The organism is Paenibacillus sp. 276b (assembly GCF_900107875.1).
Lineage (GTDB): Bacteria > Bacillota > Bacilli > Paenibacillales > Paenibacillaceae > Paenibacillus > Paenibacillus marchantiae.
Genome location: NZ_FNRR01000004.1, coordinates 167,617 through 193,144 on the forward strand (window position 1 = coordinate 167,617; position 25,528 = coordinate 193,144).

Genomic DNA, 25,528 nt, shown 5'->3' on the forward strand with positions numbered 1-25,528 from the left:
CATGGCTGGATTTATATGCATTCTTACAGAAAGCCTGCCGGCGGGGCTGCTGCCGCAAATAGCGAAAGATCTGAATATCAAAGAAGGTTTGGCTGGACAGCTCGTCACTTTGTATGCGGTGGGATCTCTTTTGGCGGCAATTCCTCTGACGACAGCAACTCGTGGATGGAGACGCAGGCCGCTGCTGCTATTATGCATCTTCGGTTTTCTGATTTTCAATACGATTACGGCCGTATCTTCAGTATATGGTTTGACCCTTGCTGCACGCTTCATGGCGGGTGTATCTGCTGGAGTGTTGTGGGGGATGACTGCAGGTTACGCACGCCGGATGGTTTCAGACTCGCTAAAGGGAAAAGCGATGGCTGTCGCCATGGTGGGAACACCGCTCGCCCTTGCATTGGGCGTTCCCTTGGGAACCTTTTTGGGCAATTACGCAGGATGGCGTCTTATTTTTGGAACAGTCTCATTATTGACGGTAGTGCTTGTATTGTGGGTGCTCTGGAAAGTACCTGACTATGAGGGGGAGCCTGCACGTCATCAGCTTGCGCTTCATCGGATTTTTGTTATACCGGGGGTTCGTCCCATATTGTTTGTTGTTCTGACCTGGGTACTGGCCCATAACATTCTGTACACGTATATCTCACCTTATCTGGGCGAGACGATGCTGTCCGAAAGGGTGGACCTGGTTCTGATGATCTTTGGAGTGACTTCGGTAATCGGTATATGGATTGTTGGACTGTTGATTGACCGTTACATGAGATTATTGATTCTGGTTAGCCTTGTTCTATTTGCGCTGGCATCGCTGGCAATGGGGATCTTTATCCATCAACCGATAATGATCATTCTGGGAGTAGTCGCTTGGGGGCTTACATTTGGCGGAGCGGCTACGTTATTACAGACTGCAATTGCGCAGGCCGGAGGCAAAAGTGCCGATGTTGCCCAATCCATGCTGGTGACAGCATGGAACCTGGGGATCGGAGGGGGAGGGATCGTCGGAGCCATCCTGCTGGAGCAGACAGGCGCTCGTTTCCTGCCCATTTCCCTGATCCTGTTGATCGTTATGGCCTTACTCGTCGCCTGGTCCGCCAGTAAACATAGTTTCCCAAGGCAGGTAAGGACCGATGATCGATGAAACATTTACACCGGATTCGTTCCTTCGATGAGATTTTTAGTTGCAATAGGTGAGGACATCGCGATGAGGGTGGTGTAGGTACCGTATTGATCGCATCGGTCTCCAAATGCTTCAAGACCAGCAATCGAATCTGTCATGATCTTCAACAGGTAATTATGCTCTCCGCTCACGCGATGACATTCGATCACTTCGGGTGACGAACGGCAGAAATCAAGAAAGGCATGACAATCCCGTGTGCGAAAAAGAAGATAGGAAGTACTCGACCTCCCTATTTTCTGCGGGGAAATGATAGTACGGTACTCTTCGATTACACCGCTTTCTTCCAAGCGCTTCACGCGTTCCGTAACGGCGGGTTGAGATAAACCGACCAGCTTGCCCAGTTCCGTCATGGATAGCCTTGCCTGGTTTTGCAAATGAAAGAGGATATTAGTATCGATTTGGTCCATTAGATGGCCTCCTTTTAAATTATAGGAAATGTTTTGTAAATGCCTTTATATTCATCGTAGATTAAAGTGAATAACTTGGTTGTCTTATGTAATATGAATGAGATCATTTATATAATAAGCACACTTACTTTAAATAATCAAGCACGTGGCACATGGAGGGGAAGAGAGAAATGGGAGACAAAGATATGAAGTTTAATTCTGCATTTGTAGAAGAAGTGATTCACCGTACGTTGGCAGAAAAAAGAATTGTGGGTTCCGTTGTTCAGATTGCTTGGAAAGGGGAGCTGGTCTACAACAGCGCGGATGGCCTCGCCGATCGGGAACAGAACAGACGCATGCAAGAAAATGCGCTGTTCAGGTATGCTTCTGTAACCAAACCGATTGTATCCACCGCCGCCATGGTATTGATATCCCAAGGTAAATTAAAGCTGGATGATCCGGTTATGAAATGGCTGCCTGAATTCCGTCCCAAACAGCCAAATGGGGAAGTTGCCTCCATGACGGTTCATCATCTGATGACACATACGGCGGGTTTAACGTATCGTTTTTTTCAGGAAAACGGAGGAACGTACGAACTTGCCGGAGTATCAGATGGGATGGATATCGCTGATATTACGCTGGAAGAGAATTTGCAGAGGATTGCTTCTGCTCCACTTCTGTATGAGCCCGGGAAGATGTGGAGATATTCGATTGCAACTGATGTACTCGGTGCAGTTATTGAGAAAGTGACCGGGCTGACACTGCGAGAGGCAGTACAACTGCTCGTAACTCATCCGCTGGGCATGAAGGATACGGATTTTGTCGCAGTGGACTCGGAGAGAATGACGGCTGCCTATGCGGACAGTTCCGACATTTCTGGGCAACCTCGTCGCTTGCGTGATGAGGACCAGGTTCCTTTTATTGAAGGAACGGCAGGCTTCCAACTTGCACCCGAAAGATACCTTGATCCATCGGCCTATCTTTCGGGTGGTGCGGGCATGATAGGAAGTGCAGGAGACTTTCTTATATTGCTTGAAACACTGCGTCAAGGTGGAGGTTCGCTTCTTCCTAAAGCGCTGGTCGCCGAAATGACGACTAATCAGATTGGCGATCTGGAGATGCCTTATTGGCCAGGCAGAGGATTTGGGCTGGGATTCACGGTGCTGAAAGATCCGGTTGAGGCGGGTACTTTGGAATCTACTGGAACGTGGCGCATGGGTGGAACCTACGGTCACTCGTGGTTTGTTGATCCAACAAAAGAACTGAGCGTTGTCGCTTTTACGAATACGGCTCTGGAGGGCATGTCAGGCAGATTCACAACTGAACTTTGCGAGGCAGTCTATGAGGGGATTGAGCGAAAGAGATAAGTTGTATTATGGATTTATATGGAAAATTATGATAAGGTAGAGCAGCAGATTACAGTGAAATCTAAATTTGATTCCGAAATGAGATGAGAAGATGGATAGCATCCGCAATTACCTGTTTGTTTTCGCAGGCAATTTTCTAGCTGCCTATATGATCTTTCCAGAAAGAACCATTGGTAAATCCGTGATGTTTGCTGCACTGATGCTGTTGCTGAGCATGGGGATGGATTTCATGAAAAGTAAGAATCAGCATTCGTTGGAGCAGCAGTGAGCCAGCTTATCATTACATGCCAGTGCGGAATATTTAGTCGTAATTAATAATGGAACCGATTCTCGACAGAGGATCGGTTTTTTGTGTACAGTTGAAGCATGAATGGCCTGAATGTTGGTCAAGCCAGAAGGCAGGGAGCGTTTTTCATATGATCCGAAACCAATTTAATCAATGGGCCAGGTGTCAGGTAGAACGGCTGCAATCGTTGGGTATCTCGACGGAGCAGGCCAAACAGGGGGACGTTGATGAACAACTTATCCCAGATCCTTCAACCGGATTCGTTCATGAGTCCGAGTATGCCATCGGCCAGGTGACTGTCTGGGCATCAAAACAAATGGAATATGAGGTTGTGAACATCGAGACGGAAGAACTTCTTTTATGGGAGTATGTGGAAAAAGTAGAAGGCGACGAACCTGATTTTGATGAGATTTTGAAACCATATTTCGAGGTGTTACAGTCAGGGCTTAAACTTTAACCTGCTTTCGGGAGGAGAGGCATAGTCCACTTTATCCGGCTCCCATTTACTTGATCACTAATGTTCATTACACTTGGTTTATAGTACTTACTTAATCCAAACTCAGATGTTCAGGGGGAATATATTTATGCATCAATCCGCACATATTCAGGAAGCCAGAGATTACATATTAAACCGTATTAATAACAAGCCTGTCGTGGGTATGATTCTGGGATCAGGGCTGGGAGCGCTCGCGGACGAGATCGAGAATGCTACCGTCATTCCATATACGGACATTCCTTATTTTGCTCAATCCGAGGCGATTGGTCATGCTAACGAATTGGTCATCGGAGAACTGATGGGCAAGACAGTCGTAGCGATGAAAGGACGCCTTCATTATTATGAAGGATTTACCCTGGATGAAGTCACGTTCCCGGTTCGGATTATGAAAGCACTGGGTGTTGAGCAGTTGATCATCACGAATGCTTGTGGAGCGATCAATACCAGCTTCGAACCTGGACAGCTTATGTTGATCACGGATCATATCAATCTGGTAGGCAATAATCCGCTGATGGGGCCGAATAATGCCGAGCTGGGCGTGCGCTTCCCTGACGTGTCACAGGTATATAATCGTGAACTTCGCAGTATCGCCCTGAAGGTAGCGGAGGAGCAGAATGTTGGCTTGCAGCAAGGGGTATATGCATGGTGGAGCGGTCCGGCGTATGAGACTCCAGCAGAGATTCGCATGATTCGTACGATGGGCGCGGATGCTGTGGGTATGTCGACGGTACCTGAAGCGATTGTAGCCATTCATGGCGGGATGAAAGTACTGGGCATTTCCTGTCTGACCAATATGGCCTGCGGCATTCTGGATCAGCCGTTAAGTCATGATGAAGTGATTGAAGTCGCGGCAAAAGTGAAAACAACCTTCATCGGACTGGTTAAAGGTATTCTGAAAGAGATGTAATCTGTAATCGAGAGGAAGCTCTTCTTTCAAAGCACTAATATATTAAGCATTGTCCAAGACGGAGTGATTCCGTTGGGCAGTGCTTTTTTTACAAATGAACATGTGCAAAATATTCCTATATCGGTCAAAACGACCTATAATAATAGAGATTCAAGCTATAGGCTGAAAAAGGAGACTGATAGAAATGGAAGAATTGGGCCCCCATGAACACGTCATTTTTGAGAGGATTCATGCAAACTGGTTAAGAGGTTTTGAAGGAGTAGGAGGAAAGCTTTTTCTAACTAATGAACGATTAGTTTTTATTCCTCATGGTCTGAATTTTCAGACGGAATGGGTTCAAATCGAGATCTGGGCTATGACTAAGATTGAGAAAAGTGCGACATGGGGACTAATCCCTAACGGAATTACCATTACATTAGACAGTGGACATGTCTTCAAGTTTGTTGTCTGGAATCGTTCTAAGATCATCAAGGAGATTGTACAAGCCAAGAGAATGAATAACGAAATAATGTAAGTTTCAGATGAAGTACATAAACCAAAAAATGTGGGATAATAAAGTGAACGGATTCTGCTCTGGACAGATGAATTTATTAAATCCTCACAGATTAATCATGCATTGAAATCTATATAGACAATATTAATAACATGATATGCACTAAAAAGGCTATACAATGGGCACTGTCTATACGGAATTAATCCGTTGGGCGGTGCTTTTTGATTTGGCAAAATGATGGGATTAACAAGATCGTCATGCACTCCCTTGTATTTCCTATCTCTGATATCGTACAGTTAGATTTTCTATATCATTAGACTAGACAATCTATAAAGCGCACAAGAAGGAGGATGTAGAATGATCAAGCAAGCAGAACTGCTGTGGCAACGTATTATTGCAAAAGGGACGGTAGCAAATGCAGATTTTGAGGTAGCACTGAATCTTCAACCTGGTGCGAGCGATGAAGATTTTCGATCCGTAGAAAACGAACTTGGCGTGACCTTGCCTGAAGAGATGAAGGCTCTGTATCGTGTGCATAACGGACAAGCCTGGAATGTTGGCGTAGATTCCTTTGTTCGTACCCTGACATTGTCACCTCTGGATCAGGTGAAGGAGAACTGGGCCTTTTTGCAGGAAGAATTCGATTCGGACGAGATGGAGCCCGAGATTGAGGATGATGCCATTAAGCCAGTACTGTGGAACTGCAAATGGATTCCGATTGCAGAAAATGGCGGTGGGGATTATCTATGTCTGGACACAGACCCATCAAGTTCTGGAACCGTGGGACAGGTATTGTACTTTTGGCATGATTGGGGACATCGGTCGGTTGAGGCTAAGGGATTATTTGATTTTATTCGGAAATGTATAGCAGAGGACGAATCGAACGATTCCGCTTAATCATTAGGCAGAAGAAAGAAATTTCCGTGCAAAATAGTGGCGCAGAAAAATAAATCGCTCCCTGGAGTGCAGGCATCAAGCCGCACCAGAGAGCGATTCTTTTATGTTGGATTTAGTAGGATACGGGCCAGAGCAACAGCAGTGAACATAGAATCAGACCTGAACCGCCGCCCAAGGTATAGACCGTGAGCTGGCGGAGTAAGGACTTTTTCCAGAACGGCAGAGCTGTCTGGGTGCGAATCCGTTCATTTTCCCGTTGCAGGGCGTTCGATTCTCTGACAAACATGCGCTTGAGATCACCGAATCCTTGCAGAAAGGGGTTCATGAACCCAGTCTGCAGCACATGGATTGCTGTTCCGGCCAAGAGACATATCAGACCGGCGACAAACAGCTGGTCTGAACCTTCATGTAGGCCACCGGAGCCGCCTAGTATTCCGCAGAAGTCCAGCAGATAGGCGGCCAGAGCCGTTATCAGACCGGCCAGAGCGTAACGGATAAACATTACTCGGCTACCCGCTTGGTGAAGCGGAGATCCGGGTTGGAACGAGTGTCAAAGATAACGCCCTCAATACTAGGACTAATCAATGCAGTGTCGGCAGAGAAGAGGATCGGTATAATTGGCAGTTCGTCCATTAGAATGGCCTCGGCTTGATGCAGCTCTTCAAACCGTTTAACTGGATCAAGCTCAAACGTGGATTCACTGATCAGCTTGTCGTATTCAGGATTGCTCCAGTTGGTGAAGTTGTTGGAGTTCTTCGATGTGTAGTGTTCCAGCACACCCAGCGGATCGAGGAAGTTTCCTTCCCAGCCCATACGTGCGACTTGGAAATTCTTTTGCTTGAAGGTATCGATGTAAGTTTTCCATTCTTGATTCTCCAAGTTGACTTCAATACCCAGATTAGTTTTGAGCATTTCCTGAATGGCTTCGGCTACTTTTTTATGTTTGTCGGACGTATTGTATTTGAAGGTAACTGTCGGGAGTGCAGACAAGCCTTCTTCCTTCAATCCTTCCGCCAGCAATTCTTTGGCTTTTGCCGGATCGTACGCATAATATTGGGTTGGCGCCTCTTCCCGGAAATCTTTGCCGGATGGTGCTGTTACGCCGTAAGGGACATATCCGAAAGCTGGTGTTTCACCGCCCTTGGTTACACTTGTCGTCAACGCTTCACGATCAAGTGCATAAGCTAGGGCCTGTCTGATCTTTTTGTTCGTGAAAGGTTTTTCCTCCACATTGAAGGAGTAGGTATATACGCTGAACGAAGGATGGGACAGGAACTCGGCATTGTTCCGCTCCTGATCAAGCGTATCCACTGGTAGGGAGAGGATCAGGTCAAGCTCACCCGTTTTGAACAGTTGATAGTACGTGTTGGAGTCCTGAACCATTTTGAAATGGATGGTATCCATTGTGATGTTGGATTTATCCCAGTATTGATCATTTTTGGCCAGTGTAATTTGTTCATTGTGTTTCCATTCCTTAGCAATGTAAGGACCGTTACCTACAATCGTATCGGCTTCTGCTGCCCACTTCTCATTGTTGTCCACAACGGAAGCTTGAACCGGCAGATAAGCATGGCCAACGACAATGGTTGGGAAGAAGGCCAGCGGAGATTTCAGCTCAACCACCAGTGTATGGTCATCTTTGGCTGTCACACCGACATCCTCAGCTTTTCCTTTTCCCGTGTTATAAGCTTCTGCACCCTTAATGTAATACAGAGAAGAGGGGTCGTAAGCGGCAGTGGCAGGGTTCAATACACGTTTCCAAGAGTATTCAAAATCCTTGGCAGTTACAGGTTCGTTATTCGACCATTTTGCATCGTCGCGGATAGTGAACGTGTAAGTTTTACCGTCCGGTGATACATCGACTTTGCTTGCTGCCCCTTCAACGATTTTGCCTGATTTGTCGTATGTATACAGTCCCTCATACAGATTATCAATCACCCAGTAGGATGTTGTGTCAGATGCCAGTGCAGGGTCCAGTGTGTATGGTTCTCCACCGGCCAGATTTGTGTTCAGTACTTGCTCAACGTTTGCCGCTGCTGCCTGATTGTCCGGTTTTGAAGCAGTGGCACCATTGTCAGTTGTCGAACTGGAGCATGCGCTCAAGGCAACGGATGCTGCGAGCAAGAGAGAGACGGTCCAGTTCGTTTTTGTTTTGTTCATTTGTTCATTCCTCCATTAATGATTAATTCGTGTTATTCGTAAAGATGACATGCTACCCAGTGTCCTTTTTCGACCTCCCTTCCGGCAGGCATGCGGTTTGCGCAAACATCCATCGCGGCAAAACATCGTTGATGAAACGGACAGCCCGCCGGGGGATGAATGGGACTGGGCGGATTCCCTTGAAGCCGAATACGCTCCCTTTGCCCTTTTAAACGGGGATGTGCGGCGGGAATGGCCGACAGCAGCGCCTGAGTGTAGGGGTGGAGCGGATTAGCAAACAGATCGTCCCGTCCGGACAGTTCCATCATTTTACCCAGGTACATGACTCCGATCCGGTCGCTGATATGCTTCACCATAGCCAGATCATGCGCGATAAATAGATACGTCAGTTCCTCTTCGCGCTGCAGGTCCTTCAGCAAATTGACGATCTGTGCCTGAATGGACACATCCAGCGCGGAAATGGGTTCATCGGCTACGATGAAACGTGGCTTGACGGCAAGTGCCCGGGCAATCCCGATGCGCTGGCGCTGTCCTCCACTGAATTCATGGGGGAAGCGGTGGGCATGATCCGGGTGAAGCCCGACGCGCAGCAACAAGTCTGCGATGATGTCTTTTCGCGCTTTTCCTCGAGCCAGCTTGTAAGCATCCAGCCCCTCAGCGATAATATCTCCGATGCGAAGCCGCGGGTTAAGCGAAGCGTGCGGGTCCTGAAAGATCATCTGCAGATGGCGGTTCAACTCCCGCTTCTCACGCGGTTTGGCCTGTCCGGTATCTTGTCCGTTAAACAAAATCTGTCCTTCCGTAGCTTTCAGCAGCCCCACGATGGTTCGACCTAGTGTAGATTTGCCGCTGCCGCTCTCGCCGACAAGCCCGAGTGTCTCTCCCCGACGGATGTTCAGGCTGATGCCGTCAACCGATTTGACGGTCAGATTGGACGGGCCGTGAAAATGCTTCTTCACATTGCGAATTTCAATTATAGATTCGGTCATGCTCATTCCTTTCTGCCGGGATACGGTCATCCACTCGAGGAGCTCGAGGATCGTTTAGCCAGCATCTGGCACTGTGTTTTGATGAAAATATGGTTGCATCAGGCATTTCCGTCAAACAGATATCCATCGTGTGCGGACATCGGTCTGCGAACGGACAGCCAGGCGGGAGCGCAGCAATATCCGGGGGCGAGCCCTCAATAGGAATTAGCCTGTCATGTTCTGTATCATCCAGTCGCGGGGTGGACTGGAGCAGTCCCCACGTATATGGATGGCGTGGCCGATCAAAGATATCCTCCACCGTGCCGGTCTCCACAATGGTGCCTGCATACATGACAGCAACGCGGTGAGCCACTTCGGCGACAACGCCCAGGTCATGGGTAATCAGCAAAATTGAACTGCCCGTTTGCTGCTGTAGGCTGCTTAGAATATCCAGAATCTGCGCCTGAATGGTAACGTCGAGAGCGGTCGTTGGCTCATCGGCGATCAGAAGCTTGGGATCACAGGCAAGTGCCATCGCAATGGCAACCCGCTGACGCATTCCGCCGCTAAATTCATGAGGATATTGATGATAGCGGCTTGGTGCATCAGGAATACCCACGAGGTTTAGCAGTTCTACAGATCTGGCCCGGGCATCTTTTGGCGATAGTTTGCGGTGCTTGCGAAGTCCCTCGCCGATCTGAATACCGACCTTCATCGTTGGATTCAGAGAAGACATGGGGTCCTGGAACACCATGCTGATCTCGGAGCCTCGGATTCGGCGCATGGCTTTAGCGGATAATCCGCTGATAACCCGCCCCTCAAAGCGGATTACGCCGCTGCGAATACGGCCGTTTGGTGACGAGAACATCCCCATCAGGGAACGGGCGGTTACGCTTTTTCCACTCCCACTTTCACCGACGATGGCAAGTGTCTCTCCTTCATCGACGTGAAAAGAAACATCTCTTACAGCTTCAAGTTCTTTATCACGTGTGGCAAAGGAGACCTTCAAATGATTGACCTCCAGTAAATGACTCATGGTGTGAACCTCCTTAACGGTTGGAGCGCGGATCAAAAGCATCCTGCAGCCCATCACCGAAAGCGTTAAATGCAAACATGGTGAGCGAGATCATTAGACCGGGAAATAACAGTCTCCACCATTGTCCACTCAGAATGACCCCAAGCGAATCGTTGGCCATCGTCCCCAAGCTAGCGATGGGTGACTGGATACCGAGTCCTAAAAAGCTCAGAAAGGATTCGGAGAAAATAGCCGATGGAATCGTGAAGGTCAGGTTGACGATAATGATTCCAGCCGCGTTGGGCAGCAGGTGCCTGAAAATGATCTTGGCATGGGATGTGCCGAGCTTCTGCGCTGCAAGCACGTATTCCTGTTGTTTCAATTGCAGGATCTGACCTCGGACGACGCGGGCCATCCCAACCCAACCAGTAATGGACAGGGCAATAATCATCGTTAATAATCCCGGTTTCATAACGACAAGAAGTAGAATGATAACCAGCAAATACGGGATACTGTACAAAATTTCAATGATTCGCATCAAAAGGCTGTCGATTCGATCTCCTGTCCGTCCCTGTCCGGCGCAGTAACCGGCGATTCCGCCAATTAGGACGCCAAGCACGAGGTCTATGGCTGCGGCAGTAAAGCCAATCAGCAGGGATATACGAGCTCCTGACCAGGTACGGGCCCACATATCCCGTCCGAGATCATCCGTGCCAAACCAGTGATCAGCGGAGGGTGGCAAATTGGTCTTGAGCAGGGACTGTGAGCTTGGCGAGTAGGGAACCAGTAACGGACCTACCAGAGCCAGCGCAATAATGACAACGAGCAACAACAAACCAAGCAAGGATAATCGATGACGAAAAATACTGTATGTACGTTGCTTCCATAAGGGAAGACCCGGGCTGGATATGCGGTTCGCACTCAATCGGCTTCGATCTGCCGGTGTGAAGCGAGGGTCCGATGTAATGGGGTCTGTAGTTGTAGCTTTCATGCTAATCTCCTTTGCTGGAAAGCTTGATTCTCGGATCGACGATCCGGTACGAAAGGTCGATCAGGAAGAGGGTTACGACCAGAATGACACTGTAAAAGATCGTCGTTCCCATGATGACCGGGTAATCACGGTTGAAGATGCTGTCCACAAAATATTTGCCGATTCCCGGAATGGCAAATATCTTCTCAATTACGAAGGTGCCGGTGATTACGGAGGCGAAGAGCGGCCCGATAAAAGATAATACCGGAATGAGCGCGTTTCGCATTCCGTGCCGGATGACGACTGACCAGGTAGATAATCCTTTGGCTTCTGCTGTTCTTATGTATTCCTGCTGCAGCACATCCAGCATGCTGGTCCGCATGAAGCGAGCGATGACAGCCAGTGGTGTTACCGACAAAGCCAGCGAGGGCAGTATCGTATGCTGCCAGGTTCCCCAGGATGCAACGGGGAAGAGCCTCCATTGGACAGCCGCATATTTAATGAGCAGCGGTGCAAGAATGAAGCTCGGGACGGATATCCCGATGATGGCAATGAACATGGATATGTAGTCCAGCGGCCTTTTGTGGAACAGGGCGGCAACCGTGCCCAGTGCAATGCCTGCAATCAGTGCAATGACAATGGACTGGATGCCAAGAAGGGCGGAGGGCGGAAACCCTCGTGCGATCAATGTGTTGACATCGGTCGTTTTGGACTGGATGGAGGGTCCCAGATCCAGCACCAGCAAATTTTTCAAATACAGTGCATACTGGACAGCAAGCGGTTCATCCAGATGGTATCTTGCACGCATATTTTGCAGGACAGCTTCAGGTATCGTTTTGGAATCGTTAGAAAAAGGGTCTCCAGGGATCATGTGCATGATTAGAAAGGTCAGCGTCACAATGATCCAGAGCGTCAAAAGCATGGTGAAAAAGCGTTTAACAATATACATGATGCAAATCTCCTGTTCTGTTTCTCTAAGCACTCTTCCCATTTAATCTACTACTGTTCAATTAATAATCGCACAGAAATGCACACATTCGATGTAGAATGCGAGAAACTATTAAAAGCTGATAAGAATACTAGGTATATTAAAGTGGTTTGCATATATTGTCAACATAGGTTGTCAGGTTTTTCGCCTTGGAAAACGCTCAGAACATAAAAATAGCTTGCTTTTTCCTGTATAATTGGGGTCGAATGAATTTATTAAATCCCCATAGACCAATGATCCACCGAATCCAATATAGACAATCTGAATAGCTAGAATACAGAATAAAATAATCGAAGAAAAAGGAGTCTTTCCAATGATCCAAATCACCATGCGTCAATCCAAGCAGGCAGATCAGGAGCACCTTGCTGAGTTGCGAGCTTTGGTTCTATATGATGATCTAAACAGGCTGGGAAGGTATGACGATGTGAAGGTTCGTGAACGTTTCCGTAGTACATTTGACCCTGTCCACTCGTGGATTATTGAGGTCGAGGGTGCACTGGTGGGGTGTGTAGCGATGAAGCCCAAGTCAGAGGAGATGCTACTTGAGCATTTCTATATTCATCCCGATTATCAGGGTCAACAAATAGGAACTCAAGTGCTGAATATGCTGCTGAAACGGGATGAGGTCCGGGGCAAACGTGTTACTTTAAATGTATTGCAGGGCAGTCCGGCTCGGCGTTTGTATGAGCGCTTTGGGTTTGTTTTGGACAGTGAAGATGAGGTGGATGTGTTCATGTCCGTTCAAGTGCACTAATTGTTACGGTCAAAATAGCAGCATCTAACAGACCCATTCATTTAATTCTTGAATGGGTCTATTGAACTTTTCTATTATACTTTCCAGTGACGGTATCCTAATATGGATAATAACCTACTTTTTATATAGGAATTATATAGTATGGAGAATACCAAGATGCCGCATTGGAAGCGAAATCTGTATATTCTGTGGTTTGGCCTATTTTTTAATCATATGGCTTACACCTTGTCTGTGCCGTTCTTTCCGCTGTTTCTGCAAAATGATCTCGGTATTCAGAGCGGATTGGAAGTCTGGTCCGGCATTTCGATCTCGATCAGCTTTCTGATCAGCGGACTATGTGCTCCTTTCTGGGGCTCGCTGGCTGACAGATATGGAAGCAAACTGATGCTGATTCGTTCGGGCGTTGGCCTCGCCATTGCTCATCTGGCTAACTATTTCGTTTATGATCCTTACACGTTTATCGCTGTGCGGATATTTCAAGGACTCATGGCCGGCTTCAATCCTGCATCTATTACGTTGGTCGGCACCAATACACCAGAGAAGCATGTAGGTTATGCGCTTGGTGTCATCTCTACATCCACGGCTGCCGGAGGAATTCTGGGACCGCTTGTGGGTGGAGTACTAAGCCATTGGATCGGGCTGCGCGGATGCTTTATCGCCTCGGGAATCATTACGCTGCTCTCGGCTGTGATGGTGATATGGGTAAAAGAAGCCCGCGGCCCCCGCACTGTGGTTCGCACAAGTATTCTGGGTGATCTGAAAAAAGCTGCCTCCACTCCGGGATTAATGCGGATCTATGGTTTGATTTTACTCGTTTCAACTTCCGTGCTCATTATTGAACCTGTATTGACGCTTTATGTGGTCCAGATTGGTGGAGACGTTAGTAGTGCAACACTTAGTGCAGGAATCGTCTTCTCAGCCATCGGCGTGGCAACGGTAATAATGGGGCCGCGCTGGGGACGGATTGGTGGGAAAATCGGATACGAGAAAACGCTGTTTATCGGCCTGCTGGGCGGCGGCATTGGTAGTTTACTGCAACTGACGGCGTATAACCTCATTTATTTTGGAAGTCTGCGATTTGTTTACGGTCTGTTCTTTGCTGCCGTGTATCCGGCCTTGAATGCGTTAATCATCAAATATGCTGACCGTGATTTCCGGGGAAGGGCTGTCAGTCTGAGTCAGACTGCAAATCAATTCGGTATTGTACTCGGCCCGTTACTCGGCGGTTTTCTGGGCGGATGGACGGGGATTCCTTTTATTTTTCTCCTAACGGGCATTGTCCTTCTGGGAGCAGCCTGGACAGTCCGGGTAAGCGAAAGGAACGAGGCGAATAAACCGGGATTGGGCATGGCAGCAGCAGAAGCAGGCGGAAACAGCATAAAGAAATGATGAAATGATCCTCAGAGAAAAAAAGGTACTTGGACTGAATTAAATGGTCATCACTACAACATAGGGAGGAATCAATATGTCACAACGACGATTGAGATTGGGAGCAAACTTGAATGGAGTGGGAAATAGCATCTCTTTTTGGCGACACCCGGATATTCCGATCAATGCCAGCGTAAATCTGGATTTCTACAAGAAACAGGCGATTAAGGCGGAGGAAGGGAAATTCGATCTTCTCTTTATTGCCGACGGCCTCTTTATTAACGAGAAATCCAACCCGCATTTCCTGAATCGTTTTGAACCGTTAACCCTGCTCTCTGTTCTCGCGGGAGCGACCTCACACATCGGGCTGGTTGCGACGTTGTCCACCTCATATAGTGAACCATTCACAGTGGCAAGACAATTTGCCTCCCTGGACCATATTAGTGGAGGACGAGCCGGATGGAATGTAGTCACTTCGCCACTGGAAGGCTCGGCGCTGAATTTTGGCAAAGGTGAACATCCGAACCACGCGCTGCGCTACGAAATTGCAGAAGAACATCTGAATGTGGTCAAAGGGCTGTGGGATTCATGGGAGGATGACGCGTTTATCGGGGATAAAGAGAACGGTGTTTTCTTCGACCCATCCAAACTGCATACGCTGAACCACAAGGGAGATCACTTCTCCGTTCAGGGTCCACTCAATGTGGCGCGCTCGGAGCAGGGACATCCGGTCGTTTTCCAGGCAGGTTCTTCCGAATCCGGCAAGGATCTGGCGGCCCGATCGGCCGATGCTGTATACACGGGGCATGAGACGTTAGAGGAAGCTCAGGAGTTCTATTCGGATGTGAAGGCAAGAGCGGTGGCTTATGGTCGTAAGGCAGAAGATATTCTGATCTTCCCTGGCATTGGTCCCATTGTGGGCAGAACGGAGGAAGAAGCCGAGCGCAAGTATCAGGAGATTGCGGAGTTGGTTAGTATTGACCAGGCACTGAACTATTTGGGCCGATACTTCGATCATTATGACTTCGCCCAATTCCCATTGGATGAGCCCTTCCCCGAGATTGGTGATTTGGGAAGTAATAGCTTCCGCAGTACAACAGACAAGATCAAGCAGCAGGCACGAGAACAGGGACTGACCCTCCGCCAAGTGGCATTGCTTGCATCGACGCCTCGCACATCTTTCATCGGTACACCGGATCAGATCGCTGACCAGATTCAGGAGTGGTTCGAAGGCGAAGCTGCGGACGGTTTCAATATTCGCACAGTTGTGCCGAACGGACTCGCGGACTTCGTGGACCTGGTCGTACCTGTCTTACAAGAGCGCGGCCTGTTCCGTACCGAGTATGAGCATGAGACACTGCGCGGTAATCTGGGGCTTGAGATTCCACGCAATCGATATACATTGGAGACGGTAAAATAAATCAATTATCGCACATCGAACTTGTTTCCAGTTCAGAATGCTTTAAAAGCGATCCAAACAGCCCCTATCATAACGACAATCCCACATACCTTGCTCAAAAAGTAATCAAAGTCGCTAGGCTCGACATCGTTCGCCCAGAACGAACGAAGTGAGAGGTAGAAAAGGAAGTCTTGAAATTTTTGATAACGGAAGCTGCACCATTCGAAAATCACTGCGGCTAATGCGAGAAACAGATAACCTGGAGCACCACGAGTGTAATGATATTCTGGGTAAGCGGCTGTTACAAGCGTTGCAGGAGAGAATTGTTCTTCCCCATCCTGAAGTACTCTTTGGCTGCCAACGTACAAGAAGACCTCGGAAACGCTATTGCCTTTTGCATCAAAACTTATTAATTGTCCGGAATGATCTTGGACTTCATACTTGTTCCCGTTAGGATATATCAACTTATACGTTGTACTAAACGCAGAATCAATTTTCGTGATGATATATTGCTGATGATTGATGTAAACAGTCCGTTCCTGATGATCAAGGCGTACTTGAATAGGATCTGCCGTTCCGCTGCGATAAGTCATTAGATTACCTTGATCAATATCCAATGTGTACTTGTTGTTCTCAACATGGAAAATCGGCTCTGTGAAATAAGGTCTGGACAGGATCGCGATGATTACGGACAGGACCAGAACGCATGAAAAGAAAATGAAGGTGGGGGACTTCATTTTTTTGAGTGACTCTCCCATATAAACGCCATCCTTTCCATTTAGTTCTATAATACGTCATTAAGAAGCACAGGTTGCGATCTCCGTTACTGCCTGAATAACGGCCGAATAACGACAGCACGAAGAAACCAGCAAGTCGCCCATCATCGGGGACTTGCTGGTTTCTTTCGTTAAGCTGTTGCAGTTATACGATTATACTCTCAGATCAATCTCAAACGTCTTGATTTCATACGGCTCAAGTGTAAAAGTTACCGGCGTATCATGCAGGAGTTCACCATCCGGCACTTCCATTAGATTGCATTCTCTCCACGCATGAATCCGCAGATCACTTGTCAATTCCAGCGTATTCATGCTGCCGGAATAATCATGCACGCGTACGATGACACAATTGGAATTCTCAGCCTTCTTGACCGCCGAGATCATAGCTGTGCTGCCGGACAAGGTGAACATGGAGCGACTTGGCTGCTCTGCTTGACCTTGTGTATATCGAAGTGGAGCATTCAGAAGCCAGGCCTGCTGCACAGTTCCACCCACCAGCCAATCCCCTTGGTGCGGAAGAAGAGCATAGGTGAAGTGGTGCAGTCCTTGATCGGCATGTGGATCAGGATGAGTCGCGCTCTTGATCAGGGTTAACCGCATCACGTTATCTTTAATGTCATAACCGTATTTGGAATCATTCAGCAAGCTGACGCCATAACCTCTGTCGGACAGATCGGCCCATTGATGGCCAACGGATTCGAAACGTGCCCAGTCCCAACTTGTGTTCCAGTGCGTCGGCCGTTTAACGTTGCCGAACTGAATGTCATAGGTGGCTTCGGTAGAGCGGATACCGACAGGGAAGGCAACCTTCAGCAGTTGCTGTTGTTCATGCCAATCCACCTCAGTGTCATAATCGATCCGGCGATGCCCGGCATATAAAGTCATGTTCTGCGTAATGGTAGAGCCAAGGTATTCCCAAGCGAAACGGATCACGGCCTGAAGCGGCCCGGTCTCTATGACTTCAATGCTGGTGCATTTCGTAATCTCTCGCATATCTTCCTGATAGAAGATATCAATATCCCAGGCCTCATGGGCCAGCGGTTTATCCTCGAACACCTGAAGCACATTGCCTCTTGCCCCTTTGGCAAGCACCTCACGTTGTGACTCTTTATCGTAAAGGCGGGTCAACTGTCCATCCTCGTTCCACTCGAGCTGATAGAACGGTGTCTCGATTCCATTCGTTGTATGGGTGAATGAAGAATGCACGAGGCTGTCGTTTACCGTACTGCTCTGGAAGTGAATTGTGGTATACCCCAGCGAAGGGATATCCTTCACCTCAACGGACCAATCTCCATCCTGGTATTGAGCGTTCAGGATTACGCCGGAATCGCTCAGCCAGGTCCCCGTTGCCAATTCGCCTGAAGCCGCAGGAATGCTCACGATCTCTGTAACGACCCATGGGGAAGCATTCCAGATGGTGTACGTATAAGGAGATTCTCCGCTGCCAGCGATAGCGGTCCGAGCCTGCGTGTCCACGTGACGGCCAATCTGTTCGGCTTCTGCATATTCAATTCTACTATCCTCATACACCTCTGTGATGGAGGAACCGGGAATGATGTCATGGAACTGGTTGCGCAAAATGATTTTCCATCCCTCGGTCAAGGACTTCGCTTGATACAGATCCCAGTCATTGTGCACAATACTTTGCAATGAATTCAGCCATTCCGCTTCACGGTAAGCCAGCTCAAGCTTGCGGTTCATCCGTTTGTTGTACGCCTGGCTGGTATACGTTCCGCGGTGATATTCCAGATACAGCTCGCCATCCCATGTATGGATGTACGAATCGGTCTTCTCCACCGTCTCCTGCAGCTTTTCAAAATAATCATCTGCGCGTCCTGTCTTGACCTTGGGCAATCCGGGCAGTTGATCCAGCCGCCGTCTCATCTCCAGCATTTCGCGGTTAACTCCGCCTCCGCCATCGCCATATCCGTATGACAGCAGTAGATCCTGGTTCATCTCCTTATCGCGGTAGGCATCCCAGATGCCCTTGACCGTCTTCGGAATGATTTTTCCGTTATAGGTATAGAACCAGGAACCTGGTTCGGACCACGGCTCGGGTGTGGTAATGAAGTGGGTCAGTACTTCTGAGCCGTCAATTCCGCGCCAGTGAAATGTATCGAATGGCATGCGGTTGTATTGGTTCCAGCTGATTTTGGTCGTCATGAACGTATGAATGCCGGATTTTTTCAGAATTTGCGGCAGAGACCAGCTGTAGCCGAATACATCGGGCAACCATAGATATCGGCAATCCGTCCCGAATTCTTCTTTGAGAAAACGAGTGCCAATCAGCAATTGTCGGACCAGGGATTCGCCCGAGGTCAGGTTACAGTCAGCCTCCAGCCACATGCCGCCGCCCGCTTCCCAGCGTCCTTCAGCGACACGCTCCTTGATGGATTCGTACAGTTCCGGGTAGTCCTCTTTCACATATTCGTACAATTGGGGCTGTGTCTGAAGGAAAACATACTCCGGGAACATCTCCATCAGGCGCATGACCGTAGAGAAGGAACGGGCGCATTTCTCGCGCGTATGCTTCAACCGCCACAGCCAGGCAACGTCAATATGAGTATGGCCGATACAAGTGACGGTCACATCAGAGGCTTTGTCCATCGCACTCAATCGGGCGCTCAGGTCATCCCTTGCCTCATGCACAGAGGTATAGAAGACATCGGACTTAGGCTGCGACCAATCAATCAGGCGGAAGGACTGCTGGAGTGCATGAAGCAGCTTTGTGCGTTCAGGTGCATGGGCATCCAGAATGTTGACCGTTTCCAGAATTGCTGACCCTGTAAATACAAGATCATCAACAGCTTCATCCAGCCAACACAGTTCTGCTTGTCTGAACGTATGCGTCTGGTTGCGGGGCTGACCGCCACCTTCCAGACCGGACCATAAGCGGAAGACCAACTCGTTGGTGCTGCCTGCGGCAGAGGCTGGAAAGAACACTTCCTTGTGGTTGGAATCTACGCCTTGAAACGGCTTTCCATCCCAGTAGAACAGTGATTCAAAGCCGGAATTGTTACCACCCCCGGTATCGCCGAAATCAAACAGTCCGACAATCCGTTTATCTTCCCAGGAGGCAGGGAACTCGACTTTTGTACGCAGCCACAAATAGAGATCTCGACCGGACCAACTTTCTCCTGTATGCATAGGCTTCCAATGGCTATCGTCTCCCGGCAGGGCAGGGTTAATTTCTTCCCTGCGGTCTTCGCAGGCAAGAAAATGATTTAAAGGCAAACGATCCCGGTAACGCAGCTCGGATAATTCATGAATACGTACTTGTAGTTTGTTTTCAGTAAGAAACATCGTTAAAAACCCCCAGTTCATTTTATCGGGGAGTGATTCATATATAGAGAGCATCCAAAGCGATTATGTATTACATAACTATTATAGGGGAATGCGCCCATTATAGCGCTTCCATTCGCTTTTGACAAATCAAAATATGGATTACTGATTCTGAGCGCTGGTGATTGTCGAATTTAACCAAACGGTGATACACTGAGTTGGAAATTGGTCTGGAGGAGGTGTTCAGGCGCGAATGTCCAGGATACGAACCATGTATAAGAACTACTTGAAGAAAAAAATGTTCAACAAAATCCTACTGTTTTATTCCATGGTTATGGTCCTGTTGTTCATCAGCATCTCGGTGTTGGCCTACCGCTACTATGAACAGCGAGTGGTACAGGAACAAATGGATGCCAGTTTGCAGGAGCTGGATATTGTCAGTATCAACCTGAATCAGCAGTACGAACGGCTGTATAATGCCGTGCAGCAGATTTATACCGACGCCATGATCGGCGATGATCTGAAATATTTTTTGACTCATGAATACGAGGATTTTCTCAATTGGCGTCTGAATCAATATGCTTACAGCTACCGTACAGAGCGAGGGAACTTCGATTATCAATTACGTCTGCTGTTAAAGGATGAGGCCTCGATTGCAAATGTCGTGTTATACAGCACGGATCAGGATTTTTTCTATGTTCTTAATCGGGAGACCCAGCACTTTTACTATCATCCCAAGCTGTCTGCAGGGCATCAGGACTGGTTCCAGCGGCTGAGGAGTGCACCTTGGCAGTACATGGGCAGCGAACCGCTTTTCGAAGGGAAAATGGCTGATGAGCCTACCCCGTACAGCTACGCGAATGTGCTCAAAGACTCTGTGACATTGAAGCAGTACGGTGCAATTATGTTTGAGCTGAATACAGACCGCATCAAAGGGCTGCTTCGAGACAGACCGGGCGGCAAGAACAGTCGGATCATGTTGATGACAGGGGAAGGTCAGGTGATTTTCGATTCAAAGGGCAAGTATGACAACACCGTCTACCCGTACTGGGGGAAGATGAATTTACCGGAGGATTGGGTGGATCTGGAGGAGCGCTCCAAGGTGCAGCTGCTGAATATCGGGAATACGGGAATGGTCGTGGCTTCTATTATTCCGGAGTCGCACATCAAACAGAGCCTTCAGGCGATTCGTTTCAGCCTCATTGGGATTGTGATTCTGTGCATCATGATTAGCATTGCGGTGACGTTCACCATCATCCGCCGTTATTCCAAAAAAATTCACAGACTCGTGCTTTACATGCGGCGCTGGCAGGAGGGTGATCTGAGTAAACGTATCGAGATGGAGGGGGAAGATGAGTTGCAGCAGATTTCGCAGAGATTTAATCATATGTGTGATCGGCTGGAGTCTTACATAGAAACGGTATATGTGTCGGAGATCAAACAAAAGAACGCGCAGCTTGTGGCTTTGCAAGCCCAGATTAATCCCCATTTTCTGTACAATACGTTGGAAAGCATCCGCATGAAAGCCATCAGTTTGGGAGCCAGGGATGTTGGGCAGATGATTTATATTCTCGCCACGATGTTCCGTCATTTGATCAAAAAGCAGACCCATGTAACCTTGGCGGAGGAAATAGAGCTGTGCGGCATGTACCTGGCTTTGGTCCAATATCGGTATGAGGACAAGCTGCACGTGGAGACCCATATCGAGAATGCAGCGGCGGGAAGCATGGTCGTCAAGTTGCTGGTCCAGCCGATTATTGAGAATTACATTGTGCATGGTTTTCGTACGAATGATGATGATAACAGGATCTCCATCACAGCCGAAGAAGAGAACGGCGTGATTCACATCCGTGTAAAGGATAACGGAAAGGGGATTTCCGCGGAGAGACTGCTTGAACTGCAACATGGGTTGCATAAGGGCGATGAAGCTGCTGAGACATCTGACCGATCTTTGGGTCTTAAGAACGTGCACGACCGCATACGTCTGAATTATGGCAGTGATTATGGTCTGCACCTGAACAGTGCGGAAGGCGAAGGATGTGAGGTGACCATCAGCATTCCAGTTACAAGGGAGGAAACGGGATGAGAAGTGTAATGTTGGTCGATGATGAGCCGCTTATTGTCAAAGGAATGCAAGCGATCATTGATTGGGATCAGAATAACATGCAGATTGCCGGAACGGCATACAATGGGTTGGAAGCGCTAGCAATGATGGACGAGGTTCCTGTCGATCTGATTATTACGGATATCATGATGCCGCAAATGACCGGACTTGAACTAATCCGGGAGACTAAAGCGCGCAATCCATATACCAAATTCATTATTTTAAGTGGTTACGAAGAATTCAAATATGTGCGGGAGGGCATCTCACTGGGGGTTGAGAACTACCTGCTCAAGCCAGTCAATATGGATGAACTGGAAGCGACCATCAAGCATATGCAGCGGGATTGGGAGCACGAAGAGATGCGCCAGATTCAAATGGATCAGAGCTGGAGGATTCTGCGCAACAATATTTTGCAGCGGTGGGCGAACGAGACCATTGACGCCAAAGAATTCCGTGAGCGTGCGCAGATGCTTGAGATTCCCATGAACAAATCCACATATTGTGCGGCTTCTCTAAGGATTGTAGGAGATGACAAGGGGGATGATCCCCAGATGTATCTGCCGGGAATTGCTGAGCAGTGTGAGCAGATCGGGAACAAAGGCCTCCCGGATGGCTGCGGTATCATCTGTTTTCCTGATCAGGACGGAGACATCATGCTGCTGTTCGTTTCAGCCGGTACGGAAGGTAGTGATGAATGGCAGCTTCAGGCACTCACCAAAATGAAGCAAGCGGTTGCTGAGGACACAGGTGCACGTGTATGGGGGATCATCGGTCAATCCGAGTCGACCTATCTGGGTTTTCCAAAGAGTTGCAAGTCCGTAAAGCTGTGGCTTCAGAATCATTTGTTTATGGATTGTAATACCTTCATCATGCAAGTGGAGGACGAAGAAGCTACCAATCAGCATCAAGAGAAGCCAGGGCCTGCGATGGAGCAGTTTCACAAGCTGCTGCGGGATGGTGAAGGTACTGAGGTGGACCGGTTCATCGACGAATTCTTCATTGCTGAAGGTAAGGAACCCTGCCTCCCGAGAACACCGTTCTTCAATTCTGCAATCCAGCTTATGCTGGCCGCCAAGGAACTGGAGAAAACGCCTGACTATGGGGACATCTTCGGGCCCCTGTCCAGAATTCATACGCTCAGCAAACTGAAACAATTGGTCAGAAAGGTTGTTCATCGCACGCTAGATACATATCATACCGCCGAGAAAACGTACAGCCCGCATATCATGTCTGTGCTGGAGGTGGTGAAAAATCACTATCAGGATGAGCTTTCACTTAAGACGCTCAGTCAGAGGCTGGAGCTTCATCCTAACTACCTCGGCCAATTGTTCCAGCAAGAGGTCGGTACCACCTTTTCTGATTATGTGAACCAGTACCGAATCGAGCGTGCCACTCATTTGCTGTTATATTCGGACAAAAAGACGGCAGAAATAGCGGGCGAGGTGGGTTATTGGGACTCCACATACTTTTACAGACAGTTTAAGAAATATGCTGGCGTTTCTCCTACGGAGCTGCGCTCAATCTACATGAAAAAGTAAGCTGAATGAAGATACTCCCCATGTGGGGGTGTCTTTTTTGTTATGGAATGAATGTACGATCTTTAATTAATCCATCAATTTATTGGGTTTTTCAACTATCTCAAAATTGGTAGCGCTTGCATAATGGAGGTAGGAGTGAACGAGGAAATCCAAAGCACCAAAAGAGCTTAGATCCAGTGTTGATTATAGGGGATTAATGCTGGATGCAGCTAAAGCGATAATGAACGAGATTATAAGGAGGGACAGCCGTGCAGGGCATCTTCAAAAGTCTGATGAAGAACAAGGCGTTTCTTCTGCTGGTACTGCCGGGAGCAGCTTGGTTTATCATTTTTGCCTATTTGCCAATGTTCGGAACGATTATTGCTTTTAAGGACTTCCGGATACATCCGGGCGGATTTCTTGAAAGCGTTCTAAAAAGCGAATGGGTTGGGTTCAAGAACTTTGAGTTTCTGTTCTCCACCAGTGACGCCTATATCATCACACGTAATACGATTCTGTATAACCTGGGGCTGATCTTTCTCGGGTTGGTGCTCGCGGTGACGCTTGCGATCATCATGAACGAACTGTTGAACAAACGGCTGGCGAAGATTTACCAGACCGCGATGTTTATGCCTTATTTCCTGTCTTGGGTTATTATCAGTTATTTCGTCTTCTCGTTTCTGAGTGTGGAAAAGGGTGTGTTCAACCAGATCATTACCTATTTTGGTGGAGATCCGGTTAGTTGGTACAGTGAGACAGGGTATTGGCCGTATTTTCTCATTCTGCTCGGCCTGTGGAAAGGTGCAGGTTATGGCAGTGTAGTGTATCTGGCAGCAATCGCAGGTATCGATCGTTCTTATTATGAGGCAGCGATGATCGACGGCGCTACGAAGTGGAAACAGATCAGGTACATAACGCTACCGCTGCTCAGACCGCTAATGATCATCCTCACCATTCTGGCGATCGGCGGGATCTTCCGTTCCGACTTTGGACTGTTCTATCAGGTTCCGCGGGACTCTGGTGCGCTGTATCCCGTCACCAATGTCATCGACACGTTTGTATACCGCGGCTTGACCATTATGGGTGATACAGGAATGAGTACAGCTACAGGATTGTATCAATCGGTTGTCGGTTTGATTCTTGTCCTGCTGGCAAACTATGCTGTGCGTAAAATTGAAAAGGATTATGCCGTATTCTAGGCTGCGGCAAGGGGGTGCTTCCATGAGTAATTTAAGCGAACCGGTAAAGCGGGCATCTGCCCATACGAGGAGGACCGGAAAGAAATCGAAAGATTTGAATGCCATTTCGCCTTTATCCAATGTGATTTTTAATATAGCTATCGGTCTGTTTGCCTTATCTTGTATCTTTCCGTTTCTGTTCATCGTTATCATCTCATTTACCGATGAGAAGACGCTGGCGATCAATGGATTTAAGTTATTCCCTGAAGTCTGGACGCTGGATGCCTACCGATTCCTTATGGAATCCGGGCAGCAGATGGCCCAATCGTTTGGGGTTACCTTAACGGTGACGGTTGTCGGAACCGCGCTCACACTGTATTTGGTCACCACGTATGCATATGCCATCTCGCGCAAAAATTTTGCACAGCGTCGGTTTTTCAGCTTTTTGGCCTTCTTCACCATGCTATTTTCCGGCGGTCTCGTTCCCAGTTACATTGTGGTTACGCAGGTGCTGCACTTGCGGGATTCGATCTGGGCGCTGATCCTGCCGTCAATCATGAACGCTTTTTACATTATCGTTATGCGTACATTTTTCACGACCACCGTGCCGGATGCGGTTATTGAGTCGGCCAAAATCGACGGAGCTTCTGAATTCGGTATCTATACGCGCATCGTGCTGCCGATTTCGTTGCCGGGCATTGCGACTATTGGATTGTTCAGTACGTTAGGATTCTGGAATGACTGGTTCAATGCGTTGCTCTATATCGACAATGCGAATTTGATTCCACTCCAGACATTGCTGATTCGAATACAGAACAATATGGATTTTGTTGTGCAAAACAGCAGCCGGGTCGTGTCTTATGACATTGCCTCGACACTGCCAACGGAGACCGTCCGCATGGCGATGGTTGTCTTGGCTACACTGCCGGTTGCGCTGGCGTATCCGTTTTTCCAAAAATATTTTATACAAGGTCTGACCATCGGTTCGGTCAAAGAATAAGTCTGGTTGTGCCTGCCCTCAAAGGGCAGTAACAATAACATTGATA

At 48.2% G+C, this 25,528-nt stretch carries 23 protein-coding genes; 14 read left to right on the forward strand and 9 right to left on the reverse strand.

Translation table 11 applies throughout. The features are described from left to right. Nucleotide 1 precedes the first annotated feature (1 nt). The gene (locus BLV50_RS19985) at nt 2-1,132 is read left to right on the forward strand and encodes an MFS transporter (protein ID WP_090810001.1); all 1,131 of its coding nucleotides are present in this window, start codon (nt 2-4) and stop codon (nt 1,130-1,132) included. A gap of 5 nt (nt 1,133-1,137) precedes the next feature. Here BLV50_RS19985 and BLV50_RS19990 read toward each other — a convergent pair whose 3' ends face one another. Next, complete coding sequence (locus tag BLV50_RS19990) at nt 1,138-1,578, reverse strand: Lrp/AsnC family transcriptional regulator (RefSeq protein WP_063565290.1); 441 nt, start codon at nt 1,576-1,578, stop codon at nt 1,138-1,140. Between the two features lie 185 nt (nt 1,579-1,763). Here BLV50_RS19990 and BLV50_RS19995 point away from each other — a divergent pair, with 185 nt between their 5' ends. The 6 genes from BLV50_RS19995 (at nt 1,764) to BLV50_RS20015 (ending at nt 6,003) form a co-directional block, all read left to right on the forward strand. After that, the gene (locus tag BLV50_RS19995) at nt 1,764-2,924 is read left to right on the forward strand and encodes a serine hydrolase domain-containing protein (RefSeq protein WP_256338001.1); all 1,161 of its coding nucleotides are present in this window, start codon (nt 1,764-1,766) and stop codon (nt 2,922-2,924) included. Nucleotides 2,925-3,015: 91 nt separating this feature from the next. Further along, nucleotides 3,016-3,192, forward strand: a complete 177-nt coding sequence (locus BLV50_RS32845) for a hypothetical protein (RefSeq protein WP_177031228.1) — start codon at nt 3,016-3,018, stop codon at nt 3,190-3,192. A 148-nt stretch (nt 3,193-3,340) separates the two neighbouring features. After that, the gene (locus tag BLV50_RS20000; RefSeq protein ID WP_090809596.1) at nt 3,341-3,667 is read left to right on the forward strand and encodes an immunity protein TriTu family protein; all 327 of its coding nucleotides are present in this window, start codon (nt 3,341-3,343) and stop codon (nt 3,665-3,667) included. Between the two features lie 127 nt (nt 3,668-3,794). Beyond that, entirely contained in the window at nt 3,795-4,613 is an 819-nt protein-coding gene (locus BLV50_RS20005; protein ID WP_076287857.1) for a purine-nucleoside phosphorylase, read from the forward strand. A gap of 184 nt (nt 4,614-4,797) precedes the next feature. Further along, nucleotides 4,798-5,127: a GRAM domain-containing protein gene (locus tag BLV50_RS20010; protein ID WP_063565294.1), complete on the forward strand. Its 330-nt coding sequence runs from the start codon at nt 4,798-4,800 to the stop codon at nt 5,125-5,127. A gap of 336 nt (nt 5,128-5,463) precedes the next feature. Further along, a complete protein-coding gene (locus tag BLV50_RS20015) occupies nt 5,464-6,003 on the forward strand; it encodes an SMI1/KNR4 family protein (protein ID WP_063565295.1) in 540 nt (179 codons plus the stop codon). A 112-nt stretch (nt 6,004-6,115) separates the two neighbouring features. On the opposite strand, the gene BLV50_RS20020 is transcribed toward BLV50_RS20015, so the two are convergent. The 6 genes from BLV50_RS20020 to BLV50_RS20045 are packed head-to-tail and all read right to left on the reverse strand — an operon-like array spanning nt 6,116 to nt 12,065. Beyond that, nucleotides 6,116-6,505: a DUF3899 domain-containing protein gene (locus tag BLV50_RS20020; RefSeq protein ID WP_090809598.1), complete on the reverse strand. Its 390-nt coding sequence runs from the start codon at nt 6,503-6,505 to the stop codon at nt 6,116-6,118. Further along, on the reverse strand, nt 6,505-8,163 hold the full coding sequence (locus BLV50_RS20025) for a peptide ABC transporter substrate-binding protein (protein WP_063565297.1): 1,659 nt from the start codon (nt 8,161-8,163) through the stop codon (nt 6,505-6,507). The genes BLV50_RS20020 and BLV50_RS20025 overlap by 1 nt, the downstream gene beginning before the upstream one ends. A gap of 32 nt (nt 8,164-8,195) precedes the next feature. Next, nucleotides 8,196-9,152, reverse strand: coding sequence for an ABC transporter ATP-binding protein (locus BLV50_RS20030; RefSeq protein WP_063565298.1), 957 nt, complete (start codon nt 9,150-9,152; stop codon nt 8,196-8,198). After that, complete coding sequence (locus BLV50_RS20035) at nt 9,133-10,167, reverse strand: ABC transporter ATP-binding protein (protein WP_090809600.1); 1,035 nt, start codon at nt 10,165-10,167, stop codon at nt 9,133-9,135. The genes BLV50_RS20030 and BLV50_RS20035 overlap by 20 nt, the downstream gene beginning before the upstream one ends. A 13-nt stretch (nt 10,168-10,180) precedes the next feature. Next, a complete protein-coding gene (locus BLV50_RS20040) occupies nt 10,181-11,137 on the reverse strand; it encodes an ABC transporter permease (protein WP_063565300.1) in 957 nt (318 codons plus the stop codon). 1 nt (nt 11,138) lies between these two features. Continuing rightward, a complete protein-coding gene (locus tag BLV50_RS20045) occupies nt 11,139-12,065 on the reverse strand; it encodes an ABC transporter permease (protein ID WP_063565301.1) in 927 nt (308 codons plus the stop codon). A gap of 352 nt (nt 12,066-12,417) precedes the next feature. Here BLV50_RS20045 and BLV50_RS20050 point away from each other — a divergent pair, with 352 nt between their 5' ends. The 3 genes from BLV50_RS20050 (at nt 12,418) to BLV50_RS20060 (ending at nt 15,646) form a co-directional block, all read left to right on the forward strand. Further along, nucleotides 12,418-12,858, forward strand: coding sequence for a GNAT family N-acetyltransferase (locus tag BLV50_RS20050; protein WP_090809602.1), 441 nt, complete (start codon nt 12,418-12,420; stop codon nt 12,856-12,858). Between the two features lie 141 nt (nt 12,859-12,999). Next, nucleotides 13,000-14,247, forward strand: coding sequence for an MFS transporter (locus tag BLV50_RS20055; RefSeq protein ID WP_063565303.1), 1,248 nt, complete (start codon nt 13,000-13,002; stop codon nt 14,245-14,247). Nucleotides 14,248-14,323: 76 nt separating this feature from the next. Beyond that, nucleotides 14,324-15,646 (forward strand): LLM class flavin-dependent oxidoreductase, encoded by a 1,323-nt coding sequence (locus BLV50_RS20060; protein ID WP_090809604.1) that lies wholly within the window; start codon nt 14,324-14,326, stop codon nt 15,644-15,646. A 32-nt stretch (nt 15,647-15,678) separates the two neighbouring features. Here BLV50_RS20060 and BLV50_RS20065 read toward each other — a convergent pair whose 3' ends face one another. Continuing rightward, on the reverse strand, nt 15,679-16,362 hold the full coding sequence (locus BLV50_RS20065; RefSeq protein WP_218135412.1) for a DUF6199 family natural product biosynthesis protein: 684 nt from the start codon (nt 16,360-16,362) through the stop codon (nt 15,679-15,681). Nucleotides 16,363-16,554: 192 nt separating this feature from the next. After that, nucleotides 16,555-19,704, reverse strand: a complete 3,150-nt coding sequence (locus BLV50_RS20070; protein WP_090809608.1) for an alpha-mannosidase — start codon at nt 19,702-19,704, stop codon at nt 16,555-16,557. Between the two features lie 232 nt (nt 19,705-19,936). Here BLV50_RS20070 and BLV50_RS20075 point away from each other — a divergent pair, with 232 nt between their 5' ends. The 4 genes from BLV50_RS20075 to BLV50_RS20090 all read left to right on the forward strand — a co-directional run bounded on the left by BLV50_RS20075 (nt 19,937) and on the right by BLV50_RS20090 (nt 25,482). Beyond that, on the forward strand, nt 19,937-21,769 hold the full coding sequence (locus tag BLV50_RS20075) for a cache domain-containing sensor histidine kinase (protein WP_090809610.1): 1,833 nt from the start codon (nt 19,937-19,939) through the stop codon (nt 21,767-21,769). Next, nucleotides 21,766-23,325 (forward strand): response regulator transcription factor, encoded by a 1,560-nt coding sequence (locus BLV50_RS20080; RefSeq protein WP_090809612.1) that lies wholly within the window; start codon nt 21,766-21,768, stop codon nt 23,323-23,325. The genes BLV50_RS20075 and BLV50_RS20080 overlap by 4 nt, the downstream gene beginning before the upstream one ends. Before the next feature lie 272 nt (nt 23,326-23,597). Then, nucleotides 23,598-24,503, forward strand: a complete 906-nt coding sequence (locus tag BLV50_RS20085) for an ABC transporter permease (RefSeq protein WP_205524889.1) — start codon at nt 23,598-23,600, stop codon at nt 24,501-24,503. Nucleotides 24,504-24,525: 22 nt separating this feature from the next. Further along, the gene (locus BLV50_RS20090; protein WP_090809614.1) at nt 24,526-25,482 is read left to right on the forward strand and encodes a carbohydrate ABC transporter permease; all 957 of its coding nucleotides are present in this window, start codon (nt 24,526-24,528) and stop codon (nt 25,480-25,482) included. The last annotated feature ends 46 nt before the right edge of the window (nt 25,483-25,528 follow it).

Excerpts from the sequence above, each read along its gene's own strand:
- BLV50_RS20070 (WP_090809608.1), bottom strand. The coding sequence starts at position 19,704 with ATGTTTCTTACTGAAAACAAACTACAAGTACGTATTCATGAATTATCC.
- BLV50_RS20080 (WP_090809612.1), top strand. The coding sequence starts at position 21,766 with ATGAGAAGTGTAATGTTGGTCGATGATGAGCCGCTTATTGTCAAAGGA.
- BLV50_RS20090 (WP_090809614.1), top strand. The coding sequence starts at position 24,526 with ATGAGTAATTTAAGCGAACCGGTAAAGCGGGCATCTGCCCATACGAGG.
- BLV50_RS20005 (WP_076287857.1), top strand. The coding sequence starts at position 3,795 with ATGCATCAATCCGCACATATTCAGGAAGCCAGAGATTACATATTAAAC.
- BLV50_RS32845 (WP_177031228.1), top strand. The coding sequence starts at position 3,016 with ATGGATAGCATCCGCAATTACCTGTTTGTTTTCGCAGGCAATTTTCTA.
- BLV50_RS20075 (WP_090809610.1), top strand. The coding sequence starts at position 19,937 with ATGTCCAGGATACGAACCATGTATAAGAACTACTTGAAGAAAAAAATG.
- BLV50_RS20030 (WP_063565298.1), bottom strand. The coding sequence starts at position 9,152 with ATGACCGAATCTATAATTGAAATTCGCAATGTGAAGAAGCATTTTCAC.
- BLV50_RS19995 (WP_256338001.1), top strand. The coding sequence starts at position 1,764 with ATGAAGTTTAATTCTGCATTTGTAGAAGAAGTGATTCACCGTACGTTG.
- BLV50_RS20000 (WP_090809596.1), top strand. The coding sequence starts at position 3,341 with ATGATCCGAAACCAATTTAATCAATGGGCCAGGTGTCAGGTAGAACGG.
- BLV50_RS20050 (WP_090809602.1), top strand. The coding sequence starts at position 12,418 with ATGATCCAAATCACCATGCGTCAATCCAAGCAGGCAGATCAGGAGCAC.
- BLV50_RS20015 (WP_063565295.1), top strand. The coding sequence starts at position 5,464 with ATGATCAAGCAAGCAGAACTGCTGTGGCAACGTATTATTGCAAAAGGG.
- BLV50_RS19985 (WP_090810001.1), top strand. The coding sequence starts at position 2 with ATGGCTGGATTTATATGCATTCTTACAGAAAGCCTGCCGGCGGGGCTG.
- BLV50_RS20010 (WP_063565294.1), top strand. The coding sequence starts at position 4,798 with ATGGAAGAATTGGGCCCCCATGAACACGTCATTTTTGAGAGGATTCAT.
- BLV50_RS20060 (WP_090809604.1), top strand. The coding sequence starts at position 14,324 with ATGTCACAACGACGATTGAGATTGGGAGCAAACTTGAATGGAGTGGGA.
- BLV50_RS20035 (WP_090809600.1), bottom strand. The coding sequence starts at position 10,167 with ATGAGTCATTTACTGGAGGTCAATCATTTGAAGGTCTCCTTTGCCACA.
- BLV50_RS20045 (WP_063565301.1), bottom strand. The coding sequence starts at position 12,065 with ATGTATATTGTTAAACGCTTTTTCACCATGCTTTTGACGCTCTGGATC.
- BLV50_RS20055 (WP_063565303.1), top strand. The coding sequence starts at position 13,000 with ATGGAGAATACCAAGATGCCGCATTGGAAGCGAAATCTGTATATTCTG.
- BLV50_RS20065 (WP_218135412.1), bottom strand. The coding sequence starts at position 16,362 with ATGAAGTCCCCCACCTTCATTTTCTTTTCATGCGTTCTGGTCCTGTCC.
- BLV50_RS20040 (WP_063565300.1), bottom strand. The coding sequence starts at position 11,137 with ATGAAAGCTACAACTACAGACCCCATTACATCGGACCCTCGCTTCACA.
- BLV50_RS20025 (WP_063565297.1), bottom strand. The coding sequence starts at position 8,163 with ATGAACAAAACAAAAACGAACTGGACCGTCTCTCTCTTGCTCGCAGCA.
- BLV50_RS20085 (WP_205524889.1), top strand. The coding sequence starts at position 23,598 with ATGAAGAACAAGGCGTTTCTTCTGCTGGTACTGCCGGGAGCAGCTTGG.
- BLV50_RS19990 (WP_063565290.1), bottom strand. The coding sequence starts at position 1,578 with ATGGACCAAATCGATACTAATATCCTCTTTCATTTGCAAAACCAGGCA.
- BLV50_RS20020 (WP_090809598.1), bottom strand. The coding sequence starts at position 6,505 with ATGTTTATCCGTTACGCTCTGGCCGGTCTGATAACGGCTCTGGCCGCC.